This is a genomic window from Flavobacterium sp. 245 (genome assembly GCF_004362055.1).
Taxonomy (GTDB): Bacteria; Bacteroidota; Bacteroidia; order Flavobacteriales; family Flavobacteriaceae; genus Flavobacterium.
The window spans coordinates 621875-646237 of record NZ_SNXB01000002.1 but is presented as its reverse complement, the minus strand read 5'-3'; the positions used below and the strand labels follow the sequence as shown (position 1 = coordinate 646237).

Here is a 24363-nt window from a genome sequence, read left to right as displayed (position 1 = left end):
TAGTTTCGCTCTAAAGTCGAATCTTGACTATTATTTCTCATCGTAACAAAATTTATTAAAGTTAAATTTTGTTACCGAATTATCTAACCTTTACAATTTCGACGAAGGAGACTCGAGCGCTAGCGAATAGACGAAGTAAATCTTCGCAAGTAGCTCGACAAAGATTGGAGATATATAATGTGGAGTTTTTTGCGAAGATTTCTCCTTCGTCGAAATGACAAACTTTGAGGGAATCTTTGAAAATTGCAATTTTTCATTGAAAAACCTTAATTATTAGCAAAAAACGATACCGCTTCTATCATGACTAGGACTCTGGTTTTCAAATAGATATTCTTGTTTTTTTTTAAAATTTAAAAATGTATCAAATTATTTTTTGATGAATTATCTTTAAAATAAATTTGGAAAATCAAAAAACTATTCTGAATATTTGCAGACGAAAAAATAATAACCCTTTAAAACGAAGAAAAATGTTTGTACTTACATCGACATCACAAAGCTTCACACCAAACGGATTTGGTGCAGCGCTTCTTCGTGGCTTATTTCAATCTTAGAAATACATTTTTAGATATATAAAAAAGCCCGAAGACATTTAGTTTCGGGCTTTTTTTATTCTAGACACTTCAAATTTTCCCGAAAGAACATTTAGTATTTATCCGAATGGATAAGATTTCGCACGTTTATTTCATTTTGAATCATTTTTGTTTCAATTTGATTTGAGCTGGCACAACAAATAATTAAACAATTTATGGGAAATAAATTATCTGGAAAAGACCTGATTAAATTAGGTTTTCCAAAAAACAATTCAATAAACATAGCCTTAGGGCAGATAAATAGATATAGAAAAAGAGAAAAAAAGGAATCTATTCTAACAGAGGCAAAAGATGTGCTATTAAATCCTGAAAAATATGAAGGAAATGGTACTTGGGGTAAAGTCGCTGAGGGTTTAATAAAACCAGTTCAAGTTAGAATGCATCAGCTTAAAGCAACTAGAGCGCCTTTTACCATTTTTGGTGAAAATGAAATTGATCAGCAAGCAAAGTTTCAATTGTATGACTCATTGAAGCTTCCAGTTTCAGTCGCGGGAGCATTAATGCCAGATGCACATTCGGGGTATGGATTGCCAATTGGCGGTGTTTTAGCAACAAATAATGCAGTGATTCCATATGGAGTTGGTGTTGATATTGGATGCCGAATGAGTCTTTCAATTTTCGATTTGCCGGCTTCACATTTCAAAGGAAAAGAGCATCAATTAGAAGCCATTTTAAAGGACAATACAAAGTTTGGAATGTATGAAACGCATGCTTCCCGAGTAGATCATGAGGTTTTTTATAAAAGTGAATTCCAGGACATTCCATTGTTAAAGAATCTTTTGCCAAAAGCCTACAAACAATTAGGAACTTCTGGCGGAGGAAACCATTTTGTAGAATTTGGAATAGCAAAAATTGAAAATCCGGAGAACGAATGGAAATTAGAAAAAGGCGAATATTTTGCTGTTCTTTCTCATAGTGGTTCTCGTGGTTTGGGTGCAAATATTGCAAAGCACTATACATATTTGGCAACAAAACAATGTCCGTTGCCAAAAAATGTACAGCATTTGGCTTGGTTAGATTTGAACACGCATGATGGTCAGGAATATTGGATGGCAATGAATTTAGCTGGAGAATATGCTAAAGCGTGTCATGATGATATTCATAGACGAATTGCCAAAGCGATAGGAAAAAGAGTAGTGGTAACAATTGAAAATCATCACAATTTTGCCTGGAAAGAAATGATAAACGGTCAAGAATGTATTGTCCACAGAAAAGGGGCAACACCAGCTGCAGAAGGTCAATTAGGAATTATTCCAGGTTCGATGACAGCGCCGGGTTACATTGTAAAAGGTAAAGGAAATGCAGCGAGTTTAAATTCGGCTTCACATGGGGCGGGGCGTTTGTTTTCGAGAGCAAAATGCAAAAGTACTTTTACGCAAAGCGAAATTAAAAAGGTTTTGAAGGCCAATGATGTAACCTTAATTGGAGGTAATATCGACGAAGCTCCAATGGCTTATAAAGACATTACCAAGGTGATGGCAAATCAAGCCGATTTAGTTGAAGTTTTAGGAACTTTTACACCAAAGATTGTTAGAATGGACCGCTAAAAAGAGATTCAAAAAATGGAAAGTATAATTCAGATAACAGCGGGTCGCGGACCTGCAGAATGCACTTGGGTTGTGGCCCAAGTGCTTAAAAAAGTTTTGGAAGAAGCACAGGATCAAAACTTAGAAGTTGTATTACTTCAGCGTGAAACTGGTCAAGAAAATGGGACAATTGAAACGGCATCTATTTCTATAAAAGGAAAAAATGCTGATCAGTTTGTAAGATCCTGGATTGGAACCATTCAATGGATTGGCCAAAGTCAGTTTAGGAAAATGCATAAGCGCAAAAACTGGTTCATTGGAGTTTTTGAAATTGAACCAGAGAAAAAGGCATTAGTTTCAGAAAATGAAATTCAATATCAGGCAATGCGAAGTTCGGGTGCAGGTGGTCAACACGTGAATAAAGTGAGTTCGGCAATTCGTGCAACGCATATTCCAACAGGAATTGCAGTTGTAGCAATGGATAGTCGTTCACAGCACCAAAACAAAAAGCTGGCAACAGAAAGATTATTAAAAAAATTAGAAGACGAAAAACGGATTCAGCTTAAAAATCACGTCGGAAAACAATGGGAAAATCAGTTGAATATTCAACGCGGTAATCCGATCAGGGTTTTTACCGGAAGTGATTTTAAAAAGAATAACGTTGAGAAAAGTTACAAAGGAACTCGTCAGAAATTAAAAAACGATTTACGAAATGAAAACAATTGATAAATACCTTTTTCAGGCTTTGGATAATTATCCGTTTTGGCTTGAAGGAACTATCGAATCTTTAGATTATGCTTTTTCTTATGATGATAAAAACACAATGGTTTTGTGTTTGTACGGAAGAATTCAAGCAGATCAGTTATTGAATTATGAAGATGCGAAATCTTATTTTCAGCAAGCTTTAGCAATTAATATTCATGCTCTTGAAGTGTATCCGTATTATTTAAAAACATTGATTTTAAATGAAGATTACGACGAAGCACAAAAGTTAATTGATTTTGCTTTGACTGTGAAAGGAATCAATAAATCTGAGATTTATATCAAGAAAGCAATTCTTTTAGAAGCGCAAAAAGAGTTTAAAAAGGCATTAAAAGAAATTAAAAATGCTAAACTTCATTCGTTGCAATTCAATTACGAATCTGATATTTCTGATGTAGAGAAAAGAATTGAAGGCAAGATTGATTTGCTTAAAAAGAAGAAAAAGAAAGTCAAGAAATCTAAAAAAGATTCTAAAAAGAAATCAAAATGATTTTGATGAAAATAAAAAACGATGCAATTTGCATCGTTTTTTATTTTATTAAGTGTAGATACTCACCAAGTTTGTCATTTCTACGAAGGAGAAATCTTCACAAGAAGCTCTGCAAAGATTGGACATTCGTTGCGGAGTTACTCGCGAAGATTTCTCCTTCGTAGAAATGACAATATTGAGGAAAGGCTGGGTTTAAAATGCCTTTTGATCTTTTTACTTCCAATGCAATTCCAAAGCAAAACAAGTCTTTTCGCCTTTTGTAATGCTAAATGTTGCTGTTGTATGATCGTCGTCTTCACTTTCGTGAATAATAACTTTATCTTTTAATGAAAGTTCTTTCATGAAATTCATTTCGAAGCTTTTAACTTCTTGTTTCATGATTCTTTTAGGGTCAACATGATCAAGGCACCATTCTAGATATTTTACGTTATTTACGTGATTTACAATGTCTAAATCAGATAAATAAACTGTTTTTTCAAAGACAGCTTCTTTTTCGTGGTTGATGTTTATTTTAGAAAAACCTTCTTCTGTCGCTCTATTTTCAGGGAATAACTCAAAATGTTCGTAAGGTAAAGCCAAAGCTTCCGGACGGCGTGCTTGGGTATTGAAAACTGCCCAATACGTTTCGCATCCAACGATTTTTTTTCCGTTCACATACATTTCCAACGCACGAACGGAACGTGAATTTTCGAGACTATTTATCCATGTTTTTACGGTCACAACATCTTGCCATTTTGGTAAAGCATGAACTTCAACACGCATTCGGCTTAAAACCCAAGCTTGGTGAAATTCCTGCATATCATAAAAACTAATTCCTCCAATTTCAGAATGTGCCGCCGCGGTTAATTGTAAAATATTACACAAATCGGTATATTTTAAGAAACCTGTTGGTGTGCATTGTGTGAAATTGATTTCCCAGTCTTTACTTAGAACTGATGTGAAATTTGGAGATATTGGCATTTTTTAATTTTAGATTGTTGATTTTAGATTTTTCTTTCAGAAAAAGAAAGATCAAAGAAATAGATTTTAGGAATTAGATTTTTTTAAATATGATGCTACTATTTTAAAACTAATGAAAATAAAACTACACAAAATTATTCCAAAAATTATAAATTCGGTTGTGCTTAAATTTTTAAAATTAGGACTTTCAATTTTTTCGTTTAGTGCAATAGAAAATGCTATAGTTAAAATAACTGTGCAAAAAAGAAAGAAAATATTTCCTATTAGTTTTAAAAAATTCAATTTTATATAGTTTAAATGTACCTCTAAAATTTTTTGATCATTCAATCACAAAATTAATGAATTTTTAAACCAATAATGAACTGAAACATCTTAGCATTGTCATAAAATGAAACAAATTCTGGAGAAGTATTGATATCTAGTTTTGATTCTAGATAACAAATAGCAACAAATGCCGATAATCTCTTGGCTAGTTTATAATCAGTATTAAAACCAATTCTGAAATTATTTCCTTTTTGATTTCCGAAACTTCTTCCATCTGATTCGAATTTAAGTTTTGCACCTCCAAAACCAATATAAGGTTCAATATTCAGTTTTTCGGTTATTTTTATTTCGTAAGCGATGTCTGCATAAACAGTATGAAATTCAGATCTTTTGATATTTCCTGCAAAGGTAATATCAGTAGTTGAATAAGGAATAAAATCGTAGCCAGCTCCAAGTTTGAAATCATAAATTCGCAAAAAACTGAAATTAGTTCCAACTCCTAATTTTGCATTATTAGCTTTTGCTAAAAAATTGTCTCCAAAATTTGAGGGAATTATTGCATTTATTCGAATGTCGTGGTTGAATTTAACAGGTTTTTTATTTTCAGTTTCTTGACTGTATGAAAATTGTAAAAAAAACAGAAAGAATAAAACTTTAAGCTTCATAATTAATAAGTTATAGTATGTATTGCTTTTTCGGAATTAACCGCAATAACGGCTTTATAATTTGTACTGACGGGTTTTGTCGGATCTGAATAATCGACTATTGTATAACTTAAATTTATATTTTGATTTTTTATGACATCAAAGTGAGTATTAATCACGTGGCTTATATTTTTTTTAGCGTTCAAATCAATATAGGAATCAGATTGCAGACCTTCAATTTGAATGTCTCTAATTTCCTTATTATTTGTGGTTTTATTCAGAATAAAGTCTAATTGTGTAATGTCTTTTGTTTCATACAAAACAATTTGATTTAAATCTAATTTGTAATTTCTGAAATTTTTCTTTAAAGCATTTATTGCTTTTGATTGAAGTTCATTGTTTTGAAATTCATTAATGGAAGTAATTATAGAAATGCTATCATTTTTGGGAGCTGGAAAGATCAAGGTAAATCTTCCATCTGCATCTGAGTTGGTATAGCTGATTAAATCACTTGTTCCGAAAGTTCCACCAGTACTGGTTGTAATTTCAATTTTTTTGTTTGAAACCGGATTATTGTTTTTATCAATTAGCTGGCCCTGAACTACGATTCTGGTTTCGCCATCATATTGAATTTCGCAAGAATAGCATAATAAAAGAGTAAAAAATAGAAGTAGGATTTTTTTCATTTAATAGCAATTTGAAACAAATCTAAATATATGTATAATTATGTAAGAAAATTATATTTTTAATTTTAAATTTATGTAATCAAATATATTCTGTCGATCTGATGCGTAATCAAACCATTTTGTATTTTCATTTCGTTTGAACCACGTTAATTGTCTTTTGGAGAATCTTCGAGTGTTTTTCTTGATTTCTTCAATTGCAAATGGCAAAGTGAATTCTCCGTCAAAATAACTAAATAATTCTCTGTAGCCAACTGTCTGAAGTGCATTCAATACTTTATTAGGATACAAAGTTTTTGCTTCTTCGAGTAAACCTTCTTTCATCATAATATCAACACGCTGGTTGATTCGGTTGTAAATGATTTCTCTATCGGCATCTAAACCAATTAAAATAGGAGTAAAGTCTCTATTGTTTTTCTTTTGATTTAGAAATGAAGAATAAGGTTTTTGAGCTCCAATACAAACTTCTACAAAACGCATCATTCGTTGCGGGTTTTGCAAAGTTTGAGGATTCTCTAAAGTTATTTTTTGATAATATTCTGGGTCCAAATTTTGTAATTGTTCCTGAAGATATTCAATTCCGAGTTTTTCGTAGTTGGAATTTACTTTTAGACGAACCTCTGGATCGATTTCTGGAAATTCGTCGAAGCCCTTTAAAACAGCATCAACATATAAACCTGAACCGCCAATTAGAATGACAAAATCATTGGTTTGAAAAAGTTCTTCAATTTTGGCTAGGGCTTCTTTTTCGTAATCGCCAACCGTATAATTTTCAAAAATAGATTTATTTTGAATGAAATGATGTTTGGCGGCACTTAATTCTTCTTGATTAGGAACCGCAGTTCCAATGGTCATTTCTTTAAAAAACTGACGGCTGTCGCAAGAAACGATTTCGCATTTAAAATGTTGTGCCAAAGCAATGCTCAAGGCTGTTTTGCCTATAGCTGTTGGTCCGACAATGGTGATTAGGTACTTCATATTTTTTAGCCCAGATGGAAATGGAAACCCCGGACTTATGTTTGTTCGTTTTTTTTGGTATAAAAGAGCGACCAGCGGAAGCTCCTTTTATGCCTTAAAAAAACAACAAAGATAAGGAGGAGTTGCAATGTACAGCTGGATTCGCTTCTAAATTTAATGATTAGGTAATTCAGTTCCGCATTCATAACAGTATTTTGCATTATCAAAATGGACTTGTGACTGGCATTTTCTACAGGTTTTTCTAGTGCCTACAGTACTGTTTCTCAGACTGCTTTTAGCGAATTCTGCTGTTACAATTCCGGTGGGAACGGCAATAATTCCGTAACCTAAAATCATAACTAACGCTGCTATAAATTGTCCTAAAGGTGATTGAGGCGAAATATCGCCATAACCAACTGTTGTCAAGGTAACAATTGTCCAGTAAATTCCCATTGGGATGCTTGTAAATCCTGATTCTTTGCCTTCGACTACGTACATTATAGTACCAATTATTACAGTACTGATGAGCACAAAATAAATAAAAACGAGGATTTTTTCTTTACTGGCTTGAATGGCTTCTTTGAGCTGTAATGATTGATGCGAAATTTGCGGAATATGTAAAATTTTAAATAATCGTAGAAAACGCAAAGCTCTTACGATTGATAAAATACTTGCTGCAGGAAAAAAAATGGATAAATACATTGGCATAACGGCCAGCAAATCTATGATTCCGTAAAAACTGAGAATGTATTTAACAGGTTTCTGAATAGCTATTATTCGAAGAACATATTCAATTGTAAAAAAGATCGTGATGATCCATTCGCAGATAATTAATTGATCGTGGTATTTAGAGCTAATTCCTTCTACGGTATCGAGCATTATTAACAAAACGCTCAATAAAATCAGGCCTAGTAATACTAAATCAAACATTCTGCCTAATATGGTGTTGGTTCCATATAAGATAATTTTGATTTTTTCCCTGAATATTTCGTATTGCGATTTTTGCTTTTTCATATCAATAAAGATAATGAAAGTTTTGATGTGTTAAAAATGAAGAATTTTTAGCGATTTACTTTTGCGGATGTAGTTTTGAATGATGTTTTTTACATCGCGATTATGTTGCATTGGGATTAGGATATTTTTTAAGATTTCGATGTTGGTAATCTGATAATTAAGATCGTAATATGCATAACCTTTATAATTTCCGTCTTCAATTAAAATAGCGCTTCGTTCATTTATAGTTCGGCCTCTGTCAATCAAAATCATGCTTTTGTTTTCAAAACTGTTTTCAGAAATGAATTGTTGTACTCTTAAATTGTAAACTTCAGGCATAACTTCGCCAATACATGCGCCGTCGCACTCTTTTATTTTGTATTGAAAACACTCTTTTTTAGTTTGATACAATCCAGTCAGTTTTTGACACAAATGATATTTTGCAGTAAATTTGAAAAGCGCATTTTTTCCTTCCTGCAATGAAGCGAAAGAAGTAATTTCTTTTTTGCGTCCGTCTGCTTTTTCTAATTTTAGATTAATATAGCCATTTGAATCTTTTTCGGCATACAATGCAAAAGGAAAGAAGGATTTTTTTTGCGAGCGATTGTATCTCGGGCGATTGACTTTTACTTCCTGACTTTCTTTTAAAAGTGCAATTAATTCGCTGCCAGTTTCGTCATACGTTATGGTGAAAACTTCAGCTTGAATTCTTTTGCTTTTAGTGGTAATACCGGTAAAATGCTGATTGATTCTTTTTTTGATGTTTTGGCTTTTGCCAATGTATATTATAGTTCCACCTTCGTTATAGATATAATAAACGCCGGTTTTTGTAGGCATTTGACTAATTAGATCTAGAAATTTTGGCGCAATTCCTTTTTCGACTTCGAGTTTTATAAAATCTTTTACAATTGTTTTCTCGACGTCTTTTTCTAACAGCATTTTAAAAAGCTTTGTCGTTGCCATTGCGTCACCGCTCGCGCGATGTCTGTCGGCCATTGGAATTCCAAGTGCACGAACTAGTTTCCCTAGACTGTAAGAAGGCTGTTCCGGAATTAGTTTTTTAGCCAATTCGACTGTGCAAAGTGTTCTGGCTTCGAAATCATAACCTAAGCGTCTGAATTCAGTACGAAGAATTCTATAGTCAAAAGAAGCATTGTGAGCCACAATAACGCAATCTGAAGTTATTTCGATGATACGTTTGGCAACTTCAAAAAACTTTGGTGCCGATTGTAACATAGCATTGTTTATTCCGGTTAGCTTTACAACGAAAGGCTGAATCGGAATTTCGGGATTGACAAGGCTGATGAATTGATCAATTACTTCATGTCCATCAAATTTGTAGATGGCGATTTCGGTAATTCCTTCTTCATTAAATTGTCCTCCAGTGGTTTCTATGTCTAATATCGCGTACAAATTCAGTAATCAGTGTTCAGTTTTTTAGTATTCAGTTTTCTGTCAAGATGCATATCGGTACATCTTACGATTGCGATTTTTGAAAATTATCTTCCTCCAAAAATACTGCTTCCAATTCGGACCATTGTGCTGCCACATTCAATTGCGAGCTGATAATCTCCTGACATTCCCATTGAAATAGTTTTCAGTTTGCAGTTTTCAGTTTGCAGTGTCTGAATAGAATCAAAAATCGATTTTAAATGTGTAAATTCTTTTTTAATCTGGTTTTGATCTTCTGTGAAGGTTGCCATTCCCATTAAACCTAAGATACGAATATTTTTCAACTCTTTAAACTCCATAGAAGTTAAAAGTTCGTTTAATTCATTTTCGTCCAAACCAAATTTACTTTCTTCTTCTGCAATATATATTTGAAGAAGACAATCTATTGTTTTATTGTTTTTTAAAGCTTGTTTGTTGATTTCCTGCAATAATTTCAAACTGTCGACACCATGAATCAAACTAACAAACGGTGCCATAAATTTAACCTTATTTGACTGAACATGACCAATCATATGCCATTGAATGTCTTTTGGCATTTGTTCCCATTTCTCTGTCATTTCCTGGATTTTGTTTTCTCCAAAAATGCGCTGACCGGCTTCATAGGCTTGTAACAAGTCTGAAACAGGTTTTGTTTTAGAAACAGCAACAAGAGTTACGTGTTCTGGTAAACTTGCTTTAATTGTGTTTAAGTTCGATTGAATCGACATGGTATTTCTTTTTTATAAAAATTGCTTCGAGATTTTCTCTGCTTTTTTACTTTCGCTGTAATCGTAAAAACCTTCACCAGATTTTACACCTAGTTTTCCTGCTCTCACCATATTAACTAATAATGGGCAAGGAGCGTATTTTGGGTTTTTGAAACCTTCGTACATGACATTTAAAATCGCAAGACAAACATCAAGACCAATAAAATCAGCTAATTGAAGTGGTCCCATTGGGTGTCCCATTCCTAATTTCATCACAGTGTCAATTTCATAAACTCCTGCAACTTTATTGTATAACGTTTCGATAGCCTCGTTTAGCATTGGCATTAAAATTCTGTTTGCCACAAAACCAGGATAATCATTTACTTCAACAGGAACTTTTCCAAGTTTTACAGATAAATCCATGATGATTTTGGTTACTTCATCACTTGTGTTGTATCCGCGAATGATTTCAACCAATTTCATAATTGGCACGGGATTCATAAAATGCATTCCAATAACACGTTCTGGATGCGCAACTACAGATCCAATTTGCGTAATTGAAATTGAAGATGTATTGGTTGCTAAAATAGTATTATGAGAACAAGCTTCGTTTAATTGTTTAAAAATATTTAGCTTTAATTCTACATTTTCTGTTGCAGCTTCTACAACTAAATCAGCGCCAACGACTCCGTCTTTAATATCAGTATAGGTAATAATATTGGTAATTGTTTTGGCTACATCTTCCTGAGTAATTGTTCCTTTAGACAACATTCTGTCTAAGTTGGCAGCAATAGTTGCCATTCCTTTGTCTAATGATTTTTCTGAAACATCAATTAGTTTTACAACAAAACCACTTTGTGCAAAAGTATGAGCAATTCCGTTACCCATTGTTCCTGCACCAATTACAGCTATAGTTTTCATTTTATTTTTTGATATTTATATTTATGACTTTAGCCACGAAATCACCAATTAAATGTGAGTTCGTGGCTAATTTTATTTTTTTTGCTTTAAATTATTTATCGAAACAATCAATTATTTGATAAGCCACACGCAAAGCATCTGTCGCTTGTTCGAGTGTTACAACCGGAGTTGTGTTTGTATTGATTGCGTGTGCAAAAGACTCTAATTCGTCTAAAATAGCGTTGTTTTGTTCAACATCAGGATTGGTGAAATAGATTTGTTTTTTTACACCTTCGGCATTTTGAAGAATCATATCAAAATCTCCTGGAACTTCCGGAGCATCTTTCATACGAACTACTTCGCATTTTTTCTCTAAAAAGTCAACTGAAATGTAGGCATCTCTTTGAAAAAAACGTGTTTTACGCATGTTTTTCATCGAAATTCGGCTGGCAGTTAAATTGGCAACGCATCCATTTTCGAATTCAATTCGGGCATTGGCAATATCTGGAGTTTCACTAATAACCGAAACACCACTTGCATTAATGTTTTTCACTTTCGATTTTACGACACTTAAAATCGCATCAATATCGTGAATCATTAAATCTAAAACTACAGGAACATCTGTACCACGCGGATTAAATTCGGCCAAACGATGTGTTTCTATAAACATCGGATTTTCGATCATTTCTTTTGTTGCAATAAAAGCAGGATTAAAACGCTCAACATGTCCAACTTGACCTTTTACATTGTATTCGTTTGCTAAAGCAATAATTTCTTCAGCTTCTTCAACAGTGTTTGCAATTGGTTTTTCAATAAAGATATGTTTTCCTGATTTGATCGCAACTTTTGCACATTTATAGTGTGAAAGTGTTGGAGTAACAATGTCAATCACGTCTACAGCGTGAATAAGTTTTGCAATTGTACTGAAGTTTTTATAGCCAAATTCTTTTGAAATTCTTTCGGCATTTTCTTGATTTTCGTCGTAAAATCCAACTAATTCGTATTTGTCAGATTGTTGTAATAAGCGTAAATGTATTTTACCAAGATGACCAGCACCTAAAACTCCTACTTTTAACATGAGAATGTATTTTAAACAAAAATAGAATTTATTTGTTGAAAGTAAAAATGAATTTAACTAATTGTGAGTTGGCTATTGTGAATTGCACATTGAAGATTATGGTTTTTGGCTTTCGATTTTTGACTTTATAACGTTATTAATTTATTATTTAAAAATCAATATTTGAAATCCTGTTTTGTTTCTTATTTTTGCGAAAACAAAACCAACCCATTTTGAAAGACACTGCAAAACATCAAGGACTTCGTAATCAATTAGTAACAACTTTAGAGCAAAAAGGAATTACTGACAGGGCGGTTCTGGATGCGATTAAAAAAATCCCGAGACACCTTTTTTTAAATTCAAGTTTTGAAGATTTTGCGTATCAGGACAAAGCTTTTCCTATTGGAGCAGGGCAGACCATTTCACAACCTTATACCGTTGCTTTTCAATCGCAATTGCTTGAAGTGAAGAGAGATCATAAAATCTTAGAGATTGGAACTGGTTCTGGTTATCAAACAGCCGTTTTGTTTATGCTTGGTGCAAAAGTATATACCGTAGAAAGACAAAATGAATTATTTAAGACTACATCAAACTTATTTCCAAAATTAAATATTCGTCCCAAACATGTCACTTTTGGAGACGGATATAAGGGACTTCCAAATTTTGCACCATTTGACAGTATTATAGTTACAGCGGGTGCACCATTTATTCCACAGCCATTAATGGCGCAGTTAAAAATAGGAGGAAGATTGGTTATTCCCTTAGGAGAAGATGTTCAGATTATGACTTTATTAATCAGAAAAAATGAAACTCAATTTGAAAAACATGAGTTTGGAGAATTTAGATTTGTTCCTCTATTAGAAGATAAAAATTAATGAGAAAGCCCGCTTTATAGCTGGGCTTTTTTATTTTCCGATTAATGCGATGGCTTGTTGCAGGTTTTCTTTTTCAATTTTAATAATATAATTAATAAAAATCGATTTATCATTCTGGATTTGACTTTGTTCTAAGATAGAAAAATATTCATTTATGCTATTTTGATTTTCTTCAATAGAAGCGTATGAATAATTATATTGGATTAAAATCCAGTTTAATATCAAGTTTGCCATTTGAAGATTTCCCTTTTCAAAAGGATTGATTTCAAGTATTTTCAAATGCGCTTCTGATGCAAGAATTAATGGGTGAAGATTGTTTTTTTGTGATTCATACCAATTGAAAAATAAATTCATTTCTCGCATAATTAATGAATTGTTTTTATATTTTCCCGAATTTTCAGATTCAAATCCTTTGAATATTAGATTATGAATCAAGAGAAAATCTTTCTCATTTAGAGATGTTTTGTTTTGACTTAAATCTTTAATATACGATGTTGCTTCTTGAAAATTAATAGCTTCGAGATGATTTTGAATACTCTTGCCCTGAATGGTCAAACCTTCATTTATAACAGATTTTGTTTCTTCTAATGTTAAAGGATTTCCGCATAAACGAATACTTTTAAAGATAAAATCTAATTCTAAAGTTTTCGAAATTTGACGTAATTCAAAATGACTATAGGATTGTATTTTCTTTTTTAGTATCTCAATTTCGTCTAAAATTGTTTGAACAGATGTTATAATTATAGAGTCTATTTGTTTTTTATTGTTTTGAATTTCTTGTTCAGCCAAAAGTAGGGCCTTCAAAGCAAATTCTTCATCTCCAATTTCGTAAAGAATTTTTTCTTTAAGCCAGGCAATCATTAAAGTTTCATAATCAATTTCTAAAAGCTGAGCTAGTTTTAAAATTTGATCTCTTGTAGGTTTTCGTGTTCCAGATTCAAATTTACTGATCAATGCTTGGTCAATTTCGGCAAGTTGTGCTAATTCTCTGGTTTTTAAACCTTTTTCTTCTCTAGCGTTTTTTAAAAGTGATTTCATTTTTGATGAAAATTAAAGTCTTGACAAAAATAGTCATTTGTTTGATCATAAAAAAAGCAACATTTTAAAAGTTGCTCTTCTTTGATATATTATTTTGGAGGCAAAGAGCCGTCTTTTCTCATTTCTTTGACAACGGCCTGCATTATAGCATCAACGGTTTGCCCTAAATCTGTTACATATTGTGATTCTGTAGTTCCTGTCCAGATTAATTTATTTTGTTTTAATGAAAAAATATTGGTTTCAACCATGTACGATGTTGTTTCCTGATAATATCCCGGATCGTAAAAATTTGGCGAATACATGCCGTACCAATTTCCAAAACCATAGCCGTACATTCCGGTGTACATTCCGTCAAAACCGCCGTAATACATTCCTGTGTATGTTCCAGGCACGTAAGTAGTTTCTTTTTCTTTGCTTACTAAACGCATTGTAACAACACCATCAAAGTTTTCATCTTGGAGGATTTTTAGTTTTTGCTCCTGTGTCAATTGAGAGGTGGCATTTAAATATTGATATGAAGTTTTGAATACTGGATTGCTGGCTGCAATTCTGTTTTCTGTAATTCTTCTTGAAGCTTCATCTTTTACCAAAGCAACAACTAAAACTTTTTTAAATTCTTCTTGAGCCACAGTGATATCTGGATCTCTCCAACTGTTTACAATCGAAGTATTACTGCCGCAACCAGAAAGGGACAGTATAGCAATTAACAAGATTAGATACTTTTTCATATTTTACGGTTATATTGTTTGTAGTAAAAATAACGATAAAATATTTATAAAACGATCATTTTGAGAAAATTAAAGCCGTGTTTTTAATTATAAGCTTTTTTAATTCGGTCTAAATCACGTTTTGTATCCTGCTCTTTTAATGATTCACGTTTGTCGTAGTTTTTCTTTCCTTTACAAAGCCCAATTTGAAGTTTAGCTAATCCTTTTTCGTTAGTGAATAATTTTAGCGGAACAATAGTAAGTCCTTTTGCCTGAACGCTTTTATGGAGTGTTTTTAATTCCTTTTTATTTAAAAGCAATTTTCTTTCACTTCGCGATTTATGGTTGAATTGATTTCCAAAAGAATATTCTTCAATATAAGTATTGATGGCAAAAAGCTCCATACCGCTAAATTCGCAAAAACTCTCTGTAATATTTGCTTTTCCTAAGCGTATGGATTTGATTTCGGTACCTGTTAAAACTATTCCAGCAGTATAGGTATCAATTATTTCATAATCAAATCGGGCTCTTTTATTTAGTATGTTGACTGATTTTATCATAACTGCAAATGTAAAACAAAATTGAAAAATTTTAATGCGATCTAAGATAATTAAACATTTTTTTTAATCTATGATTTTAATCAGTTTTAAAGAAAAAGCTTAGGATTAAGTTTGTTAAATAATTCTAAACAAACTAAAAAAATGAAAAAAATTTTAACATTCGTAAGTATTGCCTTAATTGGATTATCAGTAAAAGCTCAAGATTCAAGTCAAGGTTTAAAAGGAGCATGGTTTGCAACGTCGCAATTTGGTTACCAGCAAACAAAAACTGCCGATGTGAAAAATACTACTTTATCAGTTTTGCCAATTGTTGGAACATTTGTGACGCCATCTGTTGCGGTAGGAGCTGCTGTTGGTTATATTAACATTAAATCCGATGGGTATGATAATGTTGATCCAAATGTTAAAACTCTTGCAAAAACAGATTTAATTGTTATTGAGCCATTAGCAAGAAAATATTGGAATGTTGCAGGTTCTTTGTATTTCTTTGGACAATTAGCTTTACCAGTTATAACAGGGAAAGAAAAGGAAAGTGAATTAAAAGTAAATCAAATAGGATTATCACTTTCAGGAGGTTTTGATTATTTTGTTACCAAGAATTTCTCAGTTGAATTTTCTTATGACTTAGCTAATTTTACCTCTACAACACTTGATCCAAAAGTTGGAGAAAAAACGACTGTCACTAATTTTGCATTGGCTCATGTTGCAAATGTTGATACAGCTTACACCAGTGCTTTAGGTGGAAGCAATCCAAATTTAACTTCTCCAATTTCTGTCGGATTTAAATTCTTATTCTAATATTTATTATTTGAGGAATGTCAAATTCTATTTTGTAATTTCGCAAAAAGAAAGACCGTACTTTTTTAGAGTACGGTCTTTTTTATATAATTTAAAAAGTAATAAAATGGAAAACAAATCAAAAGATCCTTTACACGGAATAACACTTCAAAAAATTGTCGAAACTTTAGTCGATTATTATGGTTTTGATACTCTAGGAGAATTAATACCTATTAAATGCTTTTTTTCAAATCCGAGTATAAAATCATCACTTACTTTTTTAAGAAAAACAGATTGGGCACGTAAAAAAGTAGAAGAGCTTTATGTTAACTCAATTCCTAAGTTTAAATGATTATTTATAATTTATAAGAAATCATTACTCCACCTCGGTATGGAAGCCATTCACCGCTTTTATTCCAGTTTTCTGCTTTGTCGCCTCGACCTGGACTTCCATCATTGAAATATCCTTTATAAAAACCTTGGTGCCATCCACCACCAGCAAAAATGTCCAATAAAAATTTGTCGCTTAATTTGATATTATAACCAACAGTAACTCCTAAACGGTACCCAAAACCGTGTTCGTAATAATTGCTGTCCCAATTATTCCATTTTTGAATATTATAAAAATCAGGGCCAGCATGACCTCCCACATAAAGTCCGTCGTACTTTTCTTTAAAATGATAGCGAACTTCAGGTGTAAAAGTATAAAACTCCATTGGGCTGTGTCCATTGAAAGACTGCCAGAATGAAGCCATTACATCAAAACTGAAAGTTGTCTTTTCTCCAATACTGGTTTCAATACCAACATTTGGAATCGCTACAAGTGCGGTAGCGCCATTAAATTTAATAAAAGTTTGACTTTGTGATTGAGTTGAAAAGAAGATAATGGCTAATAAAAATATTTTTTTCATAAAGGTGTTTTTAGAACGAAATAGTTAAAAGTGGCTAATTTCGCGTGCAAATATAGTGTATTCACATACTTTTCGTCCTATTAATATTTGTTTTAACAAACGTTGAATTTTTGTTAAAAACCAGCAATCACCTATTTTTCTAATAATGAGTATATTACCTTGTCTAAAAAGCGTCCTTCATAAAATTCGGATTCTTTTAAATGAGCTTCTTTAACAAAACCGCATTTTTGTAATACCTTTTCTGAAGCTAGATTTTCAGGATCTATAACAGCTTCTATAGAGTGAAGCTTTAAATCTTTGAATCCGTAGGTGATTAATCGGTTTACGGCTTCGGGTATAATTCCTTTTCCATGAAATTCTGGTAAAAGCATATAACCAATTTCAGCTCGGTAATTTTCAGGTTGCATTCGATAATAACCTATTATGCCAAGGAGTTTCGGATTGCCTTTTAAAGTGATTCCCCAATTGATGCCAACATTGGTGTCAATTTTCTCATCGATCATTGCAATGTGCTCCAAAGCATCTTCATTGTTTTTAACCAATGGACGCGGAATATATTTCATTGTATCTGGATTTGAACGCAATTCAAAAACTTCGTTTACATCATCGTTTGTCATTCTTCTCAATAATAAACGTTCTGTTTCAATTATTGGAAATGGGTGAAAGTTAAATTCTAACATTTTATAAAATTTTTATACTAAATTGAGAATGAAATGTTTGATCAATTTCTAAAATTAAAATCCCTTCTTTCTCGAATAAATTTCCTGAATTATTAGAAGTATCTGAGTATCCAAACCAAGGTTCAATACAAATAAATGGTGCCTGGTCTTTGGTCCAAAGGCCCAAACTCGGGAAATCTTCAAAATCAACCTGAACGTAAGGTTTTGAATTTTCAAGAATAGTCAATGAATTTGATTCCAAAGTTTTAAAAACCAAAGCATCATTTTCAAAAAGCTTATAATTTAAAGGAACGACATTATTTGTAATTTTTAAAGTTTCGGTTTTATTCGAAATCAGGTCATTTTCCAAAAGATTGAATTTCAATGACTCTTCTTTTTCAAATTTAAAAGAATAATTCTCGAAATTATTTGGAAGTGCTATCGCTGGATGTGCCCCAATAGAAAAAGGCATTTTTTCATCATTTTTATTAATTACGATGTATTCTATGTTTAACGATGAGCCTTCTATTGTGTAAATAAGCTGTAATTCAAATTCAAAAGGATATTTTTTGAGAGTTTCTTCGTTCGATTCTAAAGAGAATACCGCACTGTTTCCTGTTTTTTCTACTAATTGAAAGTCCATATCTCTTGCAAAACCATGTCTTGGCAATTGATATTCTTTTCCATTAACTTTATAATTATTGTTTTTTAAAGTACCGACAATTGGGAAAAGAATAGGGGAGTGTTTCCCCCAGAAATCTGGATTTCCTTCCCAGATATATTCTTTGTTTTGATTGTTTTTTAAAGAGAATAATTCTGCTCCCGCATGTTTAATCGAAGCGGTTAATATTGAATTTGATATAGTTGTAGTCAAAATAGTAAAATTGAAAATGTTGATTTTAATACTAATGTAAAGATATTTGAATAAAATTTATTTTTTAGGAAAAATCACTTAATTTATTTTATTGATAAAATTTTGCTAAAATTAAATTTAAGCTTAAATATTCCTCTGTAAATAGCTTTTTTTTTCATTAATTTGCTACATAAACAGCTAAAAAATATGAAAAAGCAATCTTCAAAAGCCATTTTAACCGCGGCTTTATTTTTTGGAATTTCTTTTGCATGGGCACAGCAGACACCGCCAGCGCAAACAGCAAATCCAGCCAATAATTATAATTACCATGATGCCTTTGCTCCGCATTTTTATACAAAAAACGGAACTGCTACAAGAACTGCTAGTGGCCAGCCAGGAATAGAATATTGGCAAAACAGAGCCGATTATCAAATCACTGCAAAATTAAATGGCAATACAAATGAAATTGTCGGCACAGACGAAATTACATATACAAATAACAGTCCAGATAAACTTGGATTCCTTTGGTTGAATTTAGATCAGAATTTGTTCAAAGAGGATTCTAGAGGAAATGCAGTTGTGCCTTTAACAGGAAGTCGTAACGGTGCTCAAGGCCAGGTTTTTGACGGAGGAAATAAGATCAAATCTGTAAAAGTGATTTCGGGTGGAAAAACCAAAACAGAAGTTAACGCAAAATATATTGTTACAGATACCAGAATGCAGATTTTTCTTCCACAGGAATTAGCTGCAAAGGGAGCTTCTGTAAAAATCAAAATTGAATTTTCTTTCATTGCGCCTTTTGAAGGATCTGACAGAATGGGAGTTTTAGAAACTAAGAACGGAAAAATCTTTACTATTGCACAATGGTATCCACGTATGTGTGTTTACGATGATGTTCGCGGATGGAATACAGCACCATATTTAGGAGCTTCTGAGTTTTACTTAGAATATGGAGATTTTGATGTAAAACTTACCGTTCCTGGAAATCATTATGTAGTGGCTTCGGGAGAATTGTTAAATGGTCAGGAAGTATTTTCTGCAGAACAATTAAAAAGATATAAAGATGCTTCTCAAAGCGATAAAACAGTTTTGATTCGTACAGCTGATGAAGTTAGTGCTACAGCAAATACAAATGCAGGAACTGAGAAAACATGGCATTATAAAATCAAAAATGCACGTGATTTTTCTTGGGCATCGTCACCCGCTTTTATTTTAGATGGAGCAAAAATCAACTTGCCAAGCGGTAAAAAAGCCTTGGCGTTATCAGCTTATCCTATTGAAAGTAATGGAAATGACGCTTACGGACGTTCAAGTGAGTATGTAAAAGGAGCAATTGAGCATTATTCAAAACAGTGGTTTGAATATCCTTATCCTGTTGCTACAAATGTGGCAGGAAACGAAGGAGGTATGGAATATCCTGGAATTGTTTTCTGTGGATGGAAATCAAAAGGACAGGATTTATGGGGAGTTACAGATCATGAATTTGGACATATCTGGTTCCCTATGATTGTTGGTTCGAACGAAAGATTATTTGCATGGATGGATGAAGGATTTAATACATTTATTAATTCATTGAGTACGGCTGCATTTAATAATGGCGAATACAAAGAGCCGGCAACAGATTTACATGAAGAAGCTGAGTCATTCACGCGTCCTGATTTAGAAACTATTATGAGCTCCCCGGATAATATGAAGGAATCAAATATTGGTATGTTGTGTTATTTTAAACCAAGTGCGGGGCTCGTTTTGTTAAGAGAGCAGGTTTTAGGAAAAGAACGTTTTGATACCGCTTTTAGAACTTATATTGAGCGTTGGGCCTATAAACATCCAACTCCAGATGACTTTTTCAGATCAATGGAAAATGTGGCTGGAGAAGATTTAAGCTGGTTCTGGAGAAGCTGGTATGTAAATAATTGGCGTTTTGATCAAGGTGTAAATTCAATTAAATATGTAAAAAATGACCCTGCAAAAGGTGTTGTAATTACAGTTGAAAATTTTGATAAAATGCCTATGCCAATTGTTTTAGACGTTAAAACAAAAAGTGGTAAAGTTACTAGAGTTAATTTGCCTGTTGAAATTTGGCAACGCAACAATAACTGGTCTTTCAAACATAATTCTACTGAAGAAATTGAAAGTATAATTTTAGATCCGGATCATGCTTTCCCAGATAATAATGAGTCAAATAATGTTTGGACAGCTGGAAAAGGAATAATTGAAAAAGATGTGATTTTAGATGGTTATTTGGGAACATATGCTGCTACAAAAACACCTTTAACAGTTGAATTTACAGAAAAAAACAGCGTTCTAAATGCTGAATTAACAAACTATCCAAAATTTTCTGTGAAAGCGGTGGCTGGAGAAAATGATACATTTGAATCAAAAAGAGCAGGAGTTAAGTTTAAATTCAATGAAGCTAAAACTGCCGTAGATATGATTTTATCCGATGGAAAAGTAATTCCCTTTGCTAAAAAGTAAAGAATAAAATATTAGAATAATTTAAAACCCGATAGTCAAGTTTGATTATCGGGTTTGTTTTTTTGTTTCAGGTTTCAAGTTTCAGGTTTCAAGTTTCAGGTTTCAAGTTTCAGGTTTCAAGTTTCAGGTTTCAGGTTTCAAGTTTCAGGTTTCGAGTTTCAAGTTTCAGGTTTCAGGTTTCAGGTTTCAGGTTTCAAGTTTCAAGTTTCAAGTTGTAAAAAAAACTCAGAACCTCAGTAACTTAGAATCTTAGCATCTTCAAAAAATAACTTTTCATTAAAAAAATGTTAGAATTTTAATTTTTTGTTTTGTAAATAAAAAAAAGATGTACTTTTGCACCGATGAATAAAATAAGTTTACATATAACTTCTTTGTCACGGACAAACTCACCTAGTACTTCTCCCGAAGTACGGATACTATCTATATAGTATTCACTGAGTTTTATAGCCGTATATTTATTCATATCCCTTTTTCATTTTGAAATCACATAATTTGTCCATTGGACAAACATATCCTAAAAGTATTTATTATTTTGTAAATTTTTCGAATCAATGTTTTGGTTTTGAGAATGTTACTTCTATTTTGCTTAATTTTATTGGATTCAATTCTGGATTTCAAACTAAACAATATGCTTTAATTTTTAACTCTAACTTCAATTATTGAAATGAAGATCTCTATTGTTGTTACCCAGGAAGAACACTTCAAATTCGCACAAGAAATTTGCGATACGATAGAATCATCTGCCTTGTTGAGAGGTACGGGGATTGCTAAAAGAACTCCTGAGTACATTCAGAAAAAAATGTCGAATGGTGATGCAATGATTGCTCTGGCAGACGGGAAATTTGCAGGTTTTTGTTATATCGAAAGCTGGCAACACGGAAAATTCGTGGCACATTCGGGGTTAATTGTACATCCTGACTATAGAAGTTTAGGATTGGCAAAAAAGATAAAATCAAAAGTTTTTGATTATTCATTGCAAAGATATCCAGATGCTAAAATATTTGGAATTACGACTGGTTTGGCTGTAATGAAAATTAATTCTGATTTAGGATATAAGCCAGTTCCATTCTCGGAATTGACAACTGATCCAAGTTTCTGGGCTGGTTGTAAAACCTGTACTAACTTCCCAATTTTACAAAGCAAAGAAAACAAGATGTGTCTTTGTACCGGAATGTTATACGACCCAAAAGAAAAACAAAAAACACCACCAAGACATCCTTTTAACGAGGCTGTTTTAAGCAGACTTAAAAAAATTAAACAGGCTTTATTCTTAAACAAAATATTGTCATTTGTTTTTTTATTTAAAATTTAATCAAAAAGAAATCTCAAACTGCTAAATACGAAAGTATTAGCCAAAATTATAAAAAATGAAAAAAGTAGTATTAGCTTATAGCGGAGGATTAGATACCTCGTATTGTTTGAAATATTTAAAAAATGAAAAAGGATACGAAGTTCATACTGTACTTGTTGATACAGGAGGATTCGACGCAGAAGAATTATCAGCCATAGAAAAAAGAGCTTACGAATTAGGAAGTGCGCAACACGCAAATCTTACAATCGTAGACAAATATTATGATAAAGCTATAAAATATTTGATTTTCGGAAATGTATTAAAAAACAATACTTATCCGTTATCAGTAAGTGCAGAGCGTGTTTTTCAAGCAATTGAAGCAATTAAATATGCTAAAAAAGTTGGAGCAAGTGCGATCGCACACGGAAGTACAGGTGCAGGAAATGATCAAATTCGTTTTGATTTAATTTTCCAAACCATTGCTCCGGAAATTGAAATCATTACGCCAATTAGAGATTTAAAATTATCAAGACAAGAAGAAGTTGATTATTTGGCTCAAAACGGAGTTCACTATTCTTGGGAGAAAGCACAATATTCGATAAATAAAGGACTTTGGGGAACAAGTGTTGGAGGAAAAGAAACCTTAACTTCAGGACAGCCATTACCAAGTGAAGCTTATCCTTCTCAATTGAAAAAAGAAGGTGAAGAGAAAGTTACACTTCATTTTGAACAGGGAGAATTAGTTGGAATAAACGGTAAAACGGATAAACCATCAAATAATATTGTCGCTCTTGAAAAATTAGCAAATGCTTACGCAATTGGCAGAGATATTCACGTTGGAGATACGATTATCGGAATTAAAGGAAGAGTTGGTTTTGAAGCTGCAGCTCCATTAATTATCATAAAAGCACACCATTTATTAGAGAAACATACTTTAGGAAAATGGCAACAATATTGGAAAGAACAACTAGGAAACTGGTACGGAATGTTATTTCACGAAGGTCAATTCTTAGATCCAGTTATGAGAAATATTGAAACTTTCTTGCAAGACACACAAAAAACAGTAAACGGAACGGTAACAGTTTCTTTAAAACCATACCATTTCTCACTTGACGGAATCGAATCTAAAAACGATTTGATGAACACAGGTTTTGGTCAATATGGAGAAATGAACAATGCATGGACATCTGACGATGCAAAAGGATTTATCAAAATTCTTGGAAATGCGCAAAACATATTTTCATCTGTAAATCAATTAGATCATGATTAATGTCGGAATTATTGGTGGTTCGGGCTACACGGCCGGAGAACTCATCAGAATTTTAATGTATCACCCAAAAGTAAGCATCGATTTTGTTTATAGTACTACAAATGCTGGGAAACCGCTTTCTGTGGCACACCAAGATTTGATGGGCGATATTGAAATGAATTTCACAGCTGAAATCAATCCAAATGTGAATATTGTTTTCTTGTGTTTAGGTCACGGAAAATCAATTTCATTTTTGAAAGAAAATCAGTTTGCAAGTCATACTAAAATCATTGATTTAGGAAATGATTTCAGATTGAATAAAGACGCTCATTTCGAAGGAAAAGATTTTGTTTACGGATTGCCCGAAATTAATAAAGCCGAAATCAAAAAGGCAAATTATATTGCAAATCCAGGTTGTTTTGCAACTGCTATTCAGTTGGCTTTATTGCCATTAGCAGAACATAATTTATTGAATAATGATATACATATTAATGCAACTACTGGAAGCACAGGGGCAGGAGTAAGTCTTTCTGAAACTTCTCATTTTAGCTGGAGAAACAATAATATGTCACATTACAAAGCTTTTGAACACCAGCATTTGGGTGAAATCGGAGAAAGTTTAGTACAGTTACAAGACGATTTTGACAGCGAATTGCTTTTTATTCCGAATAGAGGAGATTTCCCAAGAGGAATTTTTGCAACGCTATATACATTATGCGATGATAGTTTGGAACAATTGGTTGCTAAATACGAGGATTTCTATAAAAATGAACCTTTCGTAACGGTTACCACAACAAACATCAACATGAAACAGGTTGTGCAAACGAATAAATGTGTCATTAGTTTATTGAAAAAAGGAAACCGGGTTCTCATAACATCAATTATAGATAATTTAACCAAAGGTGCTTCAGGACAAGCAATTCAGAATATGAATTTAATGTTTGGTTTAGAAGAAACCACCGGTTTACATTTAAAACCAAGCGGATTTTAAATTGTTGGTTAAG

General features: G+C 32.6%; 26 protein-coding genes. 10 read left to right on the top strand and 16 right to left on the bottom strand.

The window, feature by feature from the left end:
• The first annotated feature begins 745 nt into the window (after positions 1-745).
• The 3 genes from EV145_RS06100 to EV145_RS06090 are packed head-to-tail and all read left to right on the top strand — an operon-like array spanning position 746 to position 3368.
• Positions 746-2137: an RtcB family protein gene (locus EV145_RS06100; RefSeq protein WP_133524326.1), complete on the top strand. Its 1392-nt coding sequence runs from the start codon at positions 746-748 to the stop codon at positions 2135-2137.
• A gap of 15 nt (positions 2138-2152) precedes the next feature.
• Positions 2153-2842: a peptide chain release factor H gene (gene prfH, locus EV145_RS06095; protein ID WP_133524325.1), complete on the top strand. Its 690-nt coding sequence runs from the start codon at positions 2153-2155 to the stop codon at positions 2840-2842.
• The gene (locus EV145_RS06090) at positions 2829-3368 is read left to right on the top strand and encodes a hypothetical protein (protein WP_133524324.1); all 540 of its coding nucleotides are present in this window, start codon (positions 2829-2831) and stop codon (positions 3366-3368) included. The genes prfH and EV145_RS06090 overlap by 14 nt, the downstream gene beginning before the upstream one ends.
• Before the next feature lie 213 nt (positions 3369-3581).
• Here the strand turns inward: EV145_RS06090 and EV145_RS06085 are convergent, their stop codons facing one another.
• The 9 genes from EV145_RS06085 to EV145_RS06045 all read right to left on the bottom strand — a co-directional run bounded on the left by EV145_RS06085 (position 3582) and on the right by EV145_RS06045 (position 11985).
• Positions 3582-4328, bottom strand: a complete 747-nt coding sequence (locus EV145_RS06085; RefSeq protein ID WP_133524323.1) for an acyl-[acyl-carrier-protein] thioesterase — start codon at positions 4326-4328, stop codon at positions 3582-3584.
• Positions 4329-4663: 335 nt separating this feature from the next.
• A complete protein-coding gene (locus EV145_RS06080) occupies positions 4664-5257 on the bottom strand; it encodes a hypothetical protein (RefSeq protein WP_133524322.1) in 594 nt (197 codons plus the stop codon).
• Positions 5258-5259: 2 nt separating this feature from the next.
• Complete coding sequence (locus EV145_RS06075; RefSeq protein WP_133524321.1) at positions 5260-5922, bottom strand: hypothetical protein; 663 nt, start codon at positions 5920-5922, stop codon at positions 5260-5262.
• A 51-nt stretch (positions 5923-5973) separates the two neighbouring features.
• A complete protein-coding gene (miaA, locus tag EV145_RS06070; protein WP_133524320.1) occupies positions 5974-6897 on the bottom strand; it encodes a tRNA (adenosine(37)-N6)-dimethylallyltransferase MiaA in 924 nt (307 codons plus the stop codon).
• Positions 6898-7050: 153 nt separating this feature from the next.
• Positions 7051-7890, bottom strand: coding sequence for an ion transporter (locus tag EV145_RS06065; RefSeq protein ID WP_133524319.1), 840 nt, complete (start codon positions 7888-7890; stop codon positions 7051-7053).
• A gap of 30 nt (positions 7891-7920) precedes the next feature.
• Entirely contained in the window at positions 7921-9282 is a 1362-nt protein-coding gene (locus EV145_RS06060) for an exonuclease domain-containing protein (protein ID WP_133524318.1), read from the bottom strand.
• Between the two features lie 86 nt (positions 9283-9368).
• Positions 9369-10028, bottom strand: a complete 660-nt coding sequence (locus EV145_RS06055) for a YggS family pyridoxal phosphate-dependent enzyme (protein ID WP_133524317.1) — start codon at positions 10026-10028, stop codon at positions 9369-9371.
• 12 nt (positions 10029-10040) lie between these two features.
• Positions 10041-10928, bottom strand: coding sequence for a 3-hydroxyacyl-CoA dehydrogenase family protein (locus tag EV145_RS06050; RefSeq protein ID WP_133524316.1), 888 nt, complete (start codon positions 10926-10928; stop codon positions 10041-10043).
• Positions 10929-11019: 91 nt separating this feature from the next.
• Entirely contained in the window at positions 11020-11985 is a 966-nt protein-coding gene (locus tag EV145_RS06045; protein ID WP_133524315.1) for a Gfo/Idh/MocA family protein, read from the bottom strand.
• Positions 11986-12197: 212 nt separating this feature from the next.
• Between EV145_RS06045 and EV145_RS06040 the strand changes: the two genes are divergently transcribed.
• The gene (locus EV145_RS06040) at positions 12198-12839 is read left to right on the top strand and encodes a protein-L-isoaspartate(D-aspartate) O-methyltransferase (RefSeq protein ID WP_133524314.1); all 642 of its coding nucleotides are present in this window, start codon (positions 12198-12200) and stop codon (positions 12837-12839) included.
• Between the two features lie 30 nt (positions 12840-12869).
• On the opposite strand, the gene EV145_RS06035 is transcribed toward EV145_RS06040, so the two are convergent.
• From EV145_RS06035 to smpB, 3 genes are all read right to left on the bottom strand, one after another.
• Entirely contained in the window at positions 12870-13877 is a 1008-nt protein-coding gene (locus EV145_RS06035) for a helix-turn-helix domain-containing protein (protein ID WP_133524313.1), read from the bottom strand.
• An 89-nt stretch (positions 13878-13966) separates the two neighbouring features.
• Positions 13967-14605, bottom strand: a complete 639-nt coding sequence (locus tag EV145_RS06030) for a hypothetical protein (RefSeq protein WP_133524312.1) — start codon at positions 14603-14605, stop codon at positions 13967-13969.
• An 83-nt stretch (positions 14606-14688) separates the two neighbouring features.
• Positions 14689-15144, bottom strand: a complete 456-nt coding sequence (gene smpB, locus EV145_RS06025; RefSeq protein ID WP_133524311.1) for an SsrA-binding protein SmpB — start codon at positions 15142-15144, stop codon at positions 14689-14691.
• Positions 15145-15285: 141 nt separating this feature from the next.
• Here smpB and EV145_RS06020 point away from each other — a divergent pair, with 141 nt between their 5' ends.
• The gene (locus tag EV145_RS06020) at positions 15286-15942 is read left to right on the top strand and encodes an outer membrane beta-barrel protein (RefSeq protein ID WP_133524310.1); all 657 of its coding nucleotides are present in this window, start codon (positions 15286-15288) and stop codon (positions 15940-15942) included.
• Positions 15943-16048: 106 nt separating this feature from the next.
• Entirely contained in the window at positions 16049-16273 is a 225-nt protein-coding gene (locus EV145_RS06015) for a VF530 family DNA-binding protein (protein ID WP_133524309.1), read from the top strand.
• Between the two features lie 4 nt (positions 16274-16277).
• Here the strand turns inward: EV145_RS06015 and EV145_RS06010 are convergent, their stop codons facing one another.
• The 3 genes from EV145_RS06010 to EV145_RS06000 form a co-directional block, all read right to left on the bottom strand.
• A complete protein-coding gene (locus EV145_RS06010) occupies positions 16278-16832 on the bottom strand; it encodes a DUF3575 domain-containing protein (protein ID WP_133524308.1) in 555 nt (184 codons plus the stop codon).
• A gap of 131 nt (positions 16833-16963) precedes the next feature.
• On the bottom strand, positions 16964-17512 hold the full coding sequence (locus tag EV145_RS06005; RefSeq protein ID WP_133524307.1) for a GNAT family N-acetyltransferase: 549 nt from the start codon (positions 17510-17512) through the stop codon (positions 16964-16966).
• Between the two features lies 1 nt (position 17513).
• Positions 17514-18365: an aldose 1-epimerase family protein gene (locus EV145_RS06000; RefSeq protein WP_133524306.1), complete on the bottom strand. Its 852-nt coding sequence runs from the start codon at positions 18363-18365 to the stop codon at positions 17514-17516.
• A 186-nt stretch (positions 18366-18551) separates the two neighbouring features.
• Here EV145_RS06000 and EV145_RS05995 point away from each other — a divergent pair, with 186 nt between their 5' ends.
• Complete coding sequence (locus tag EV145_RS05995) at positions 18552-20819, top strand: M1 family metallopeptidase (RefSeq protein WP_133524305.1); 2268 nt, start codon at positions 18552-18554, stop codon at positions 20817-20819.
• Positions 20820-21114: 295 nt separating this feature from the next.
• On the opposite strand, the gene EV145_RS22360 is transcribed toward EV145_RS05995, so the two are convergent.
• Positions 21115-21282, bottom strand: coding sequence for a hypothetical protein (locus tag EV145_RS22360; RefSeq protein ID WP_166638414.1), 168 nt, complete (start codon positions 21280-21282; stop codon positions 21115-21117).
• Between the two features lie 201 nt (positions 21283-21483).
• Here EV145_RS22360 and EV145_RS05985 point away from each other — a divergent pair, with 201 nt between their 5' ends.
• Genes EV145_RS05985 through argC form a run of 3 tightly spaced genes read left to right on the top strand, consistent with a single transcriptional unit; the run spans position 21484 to position 24350 of the window.
• Positions 21484-22131 carry a GNAT family N-acetyltransferase gene (locus EV145_RS05985; RefSeq protein ID WP_133524304.1) on the top strand — a complete coding sequence of 216 codons (648 nt, stop codon included), beginning with the start codon at positions 21484-21486 and terminating at the stop codon, positions 22129-22131.
• Positions 22132-22186: 55 nt separating this feature from the next.
• Positions 22187-23380, top strand: a complete 1194-nt coding sequence (locus EV145_RS05980) for an argininosuccinate synthase (RefSeq protein WP_056205911.1) — start codon at positions 22187-22189, stop codon at positions 23378-23380.
• On the top strand, positions 23373-24350 hold the full coding sequence (gene argC / locus EV145_RS05975; RefSeq protein WP_133524303.1) for an N-acetyl-gamma-glutamyl-phosphate reductase: 978 nt from the start codon (positions 23373-23375) through the stop codon (positions 24348-24350). Before EV145_RS05980 ends, argC begins: the two co-directional genes overlap by 8 nt.
• Positions 24351-24363: the final 13 nt, after the last annotated feature.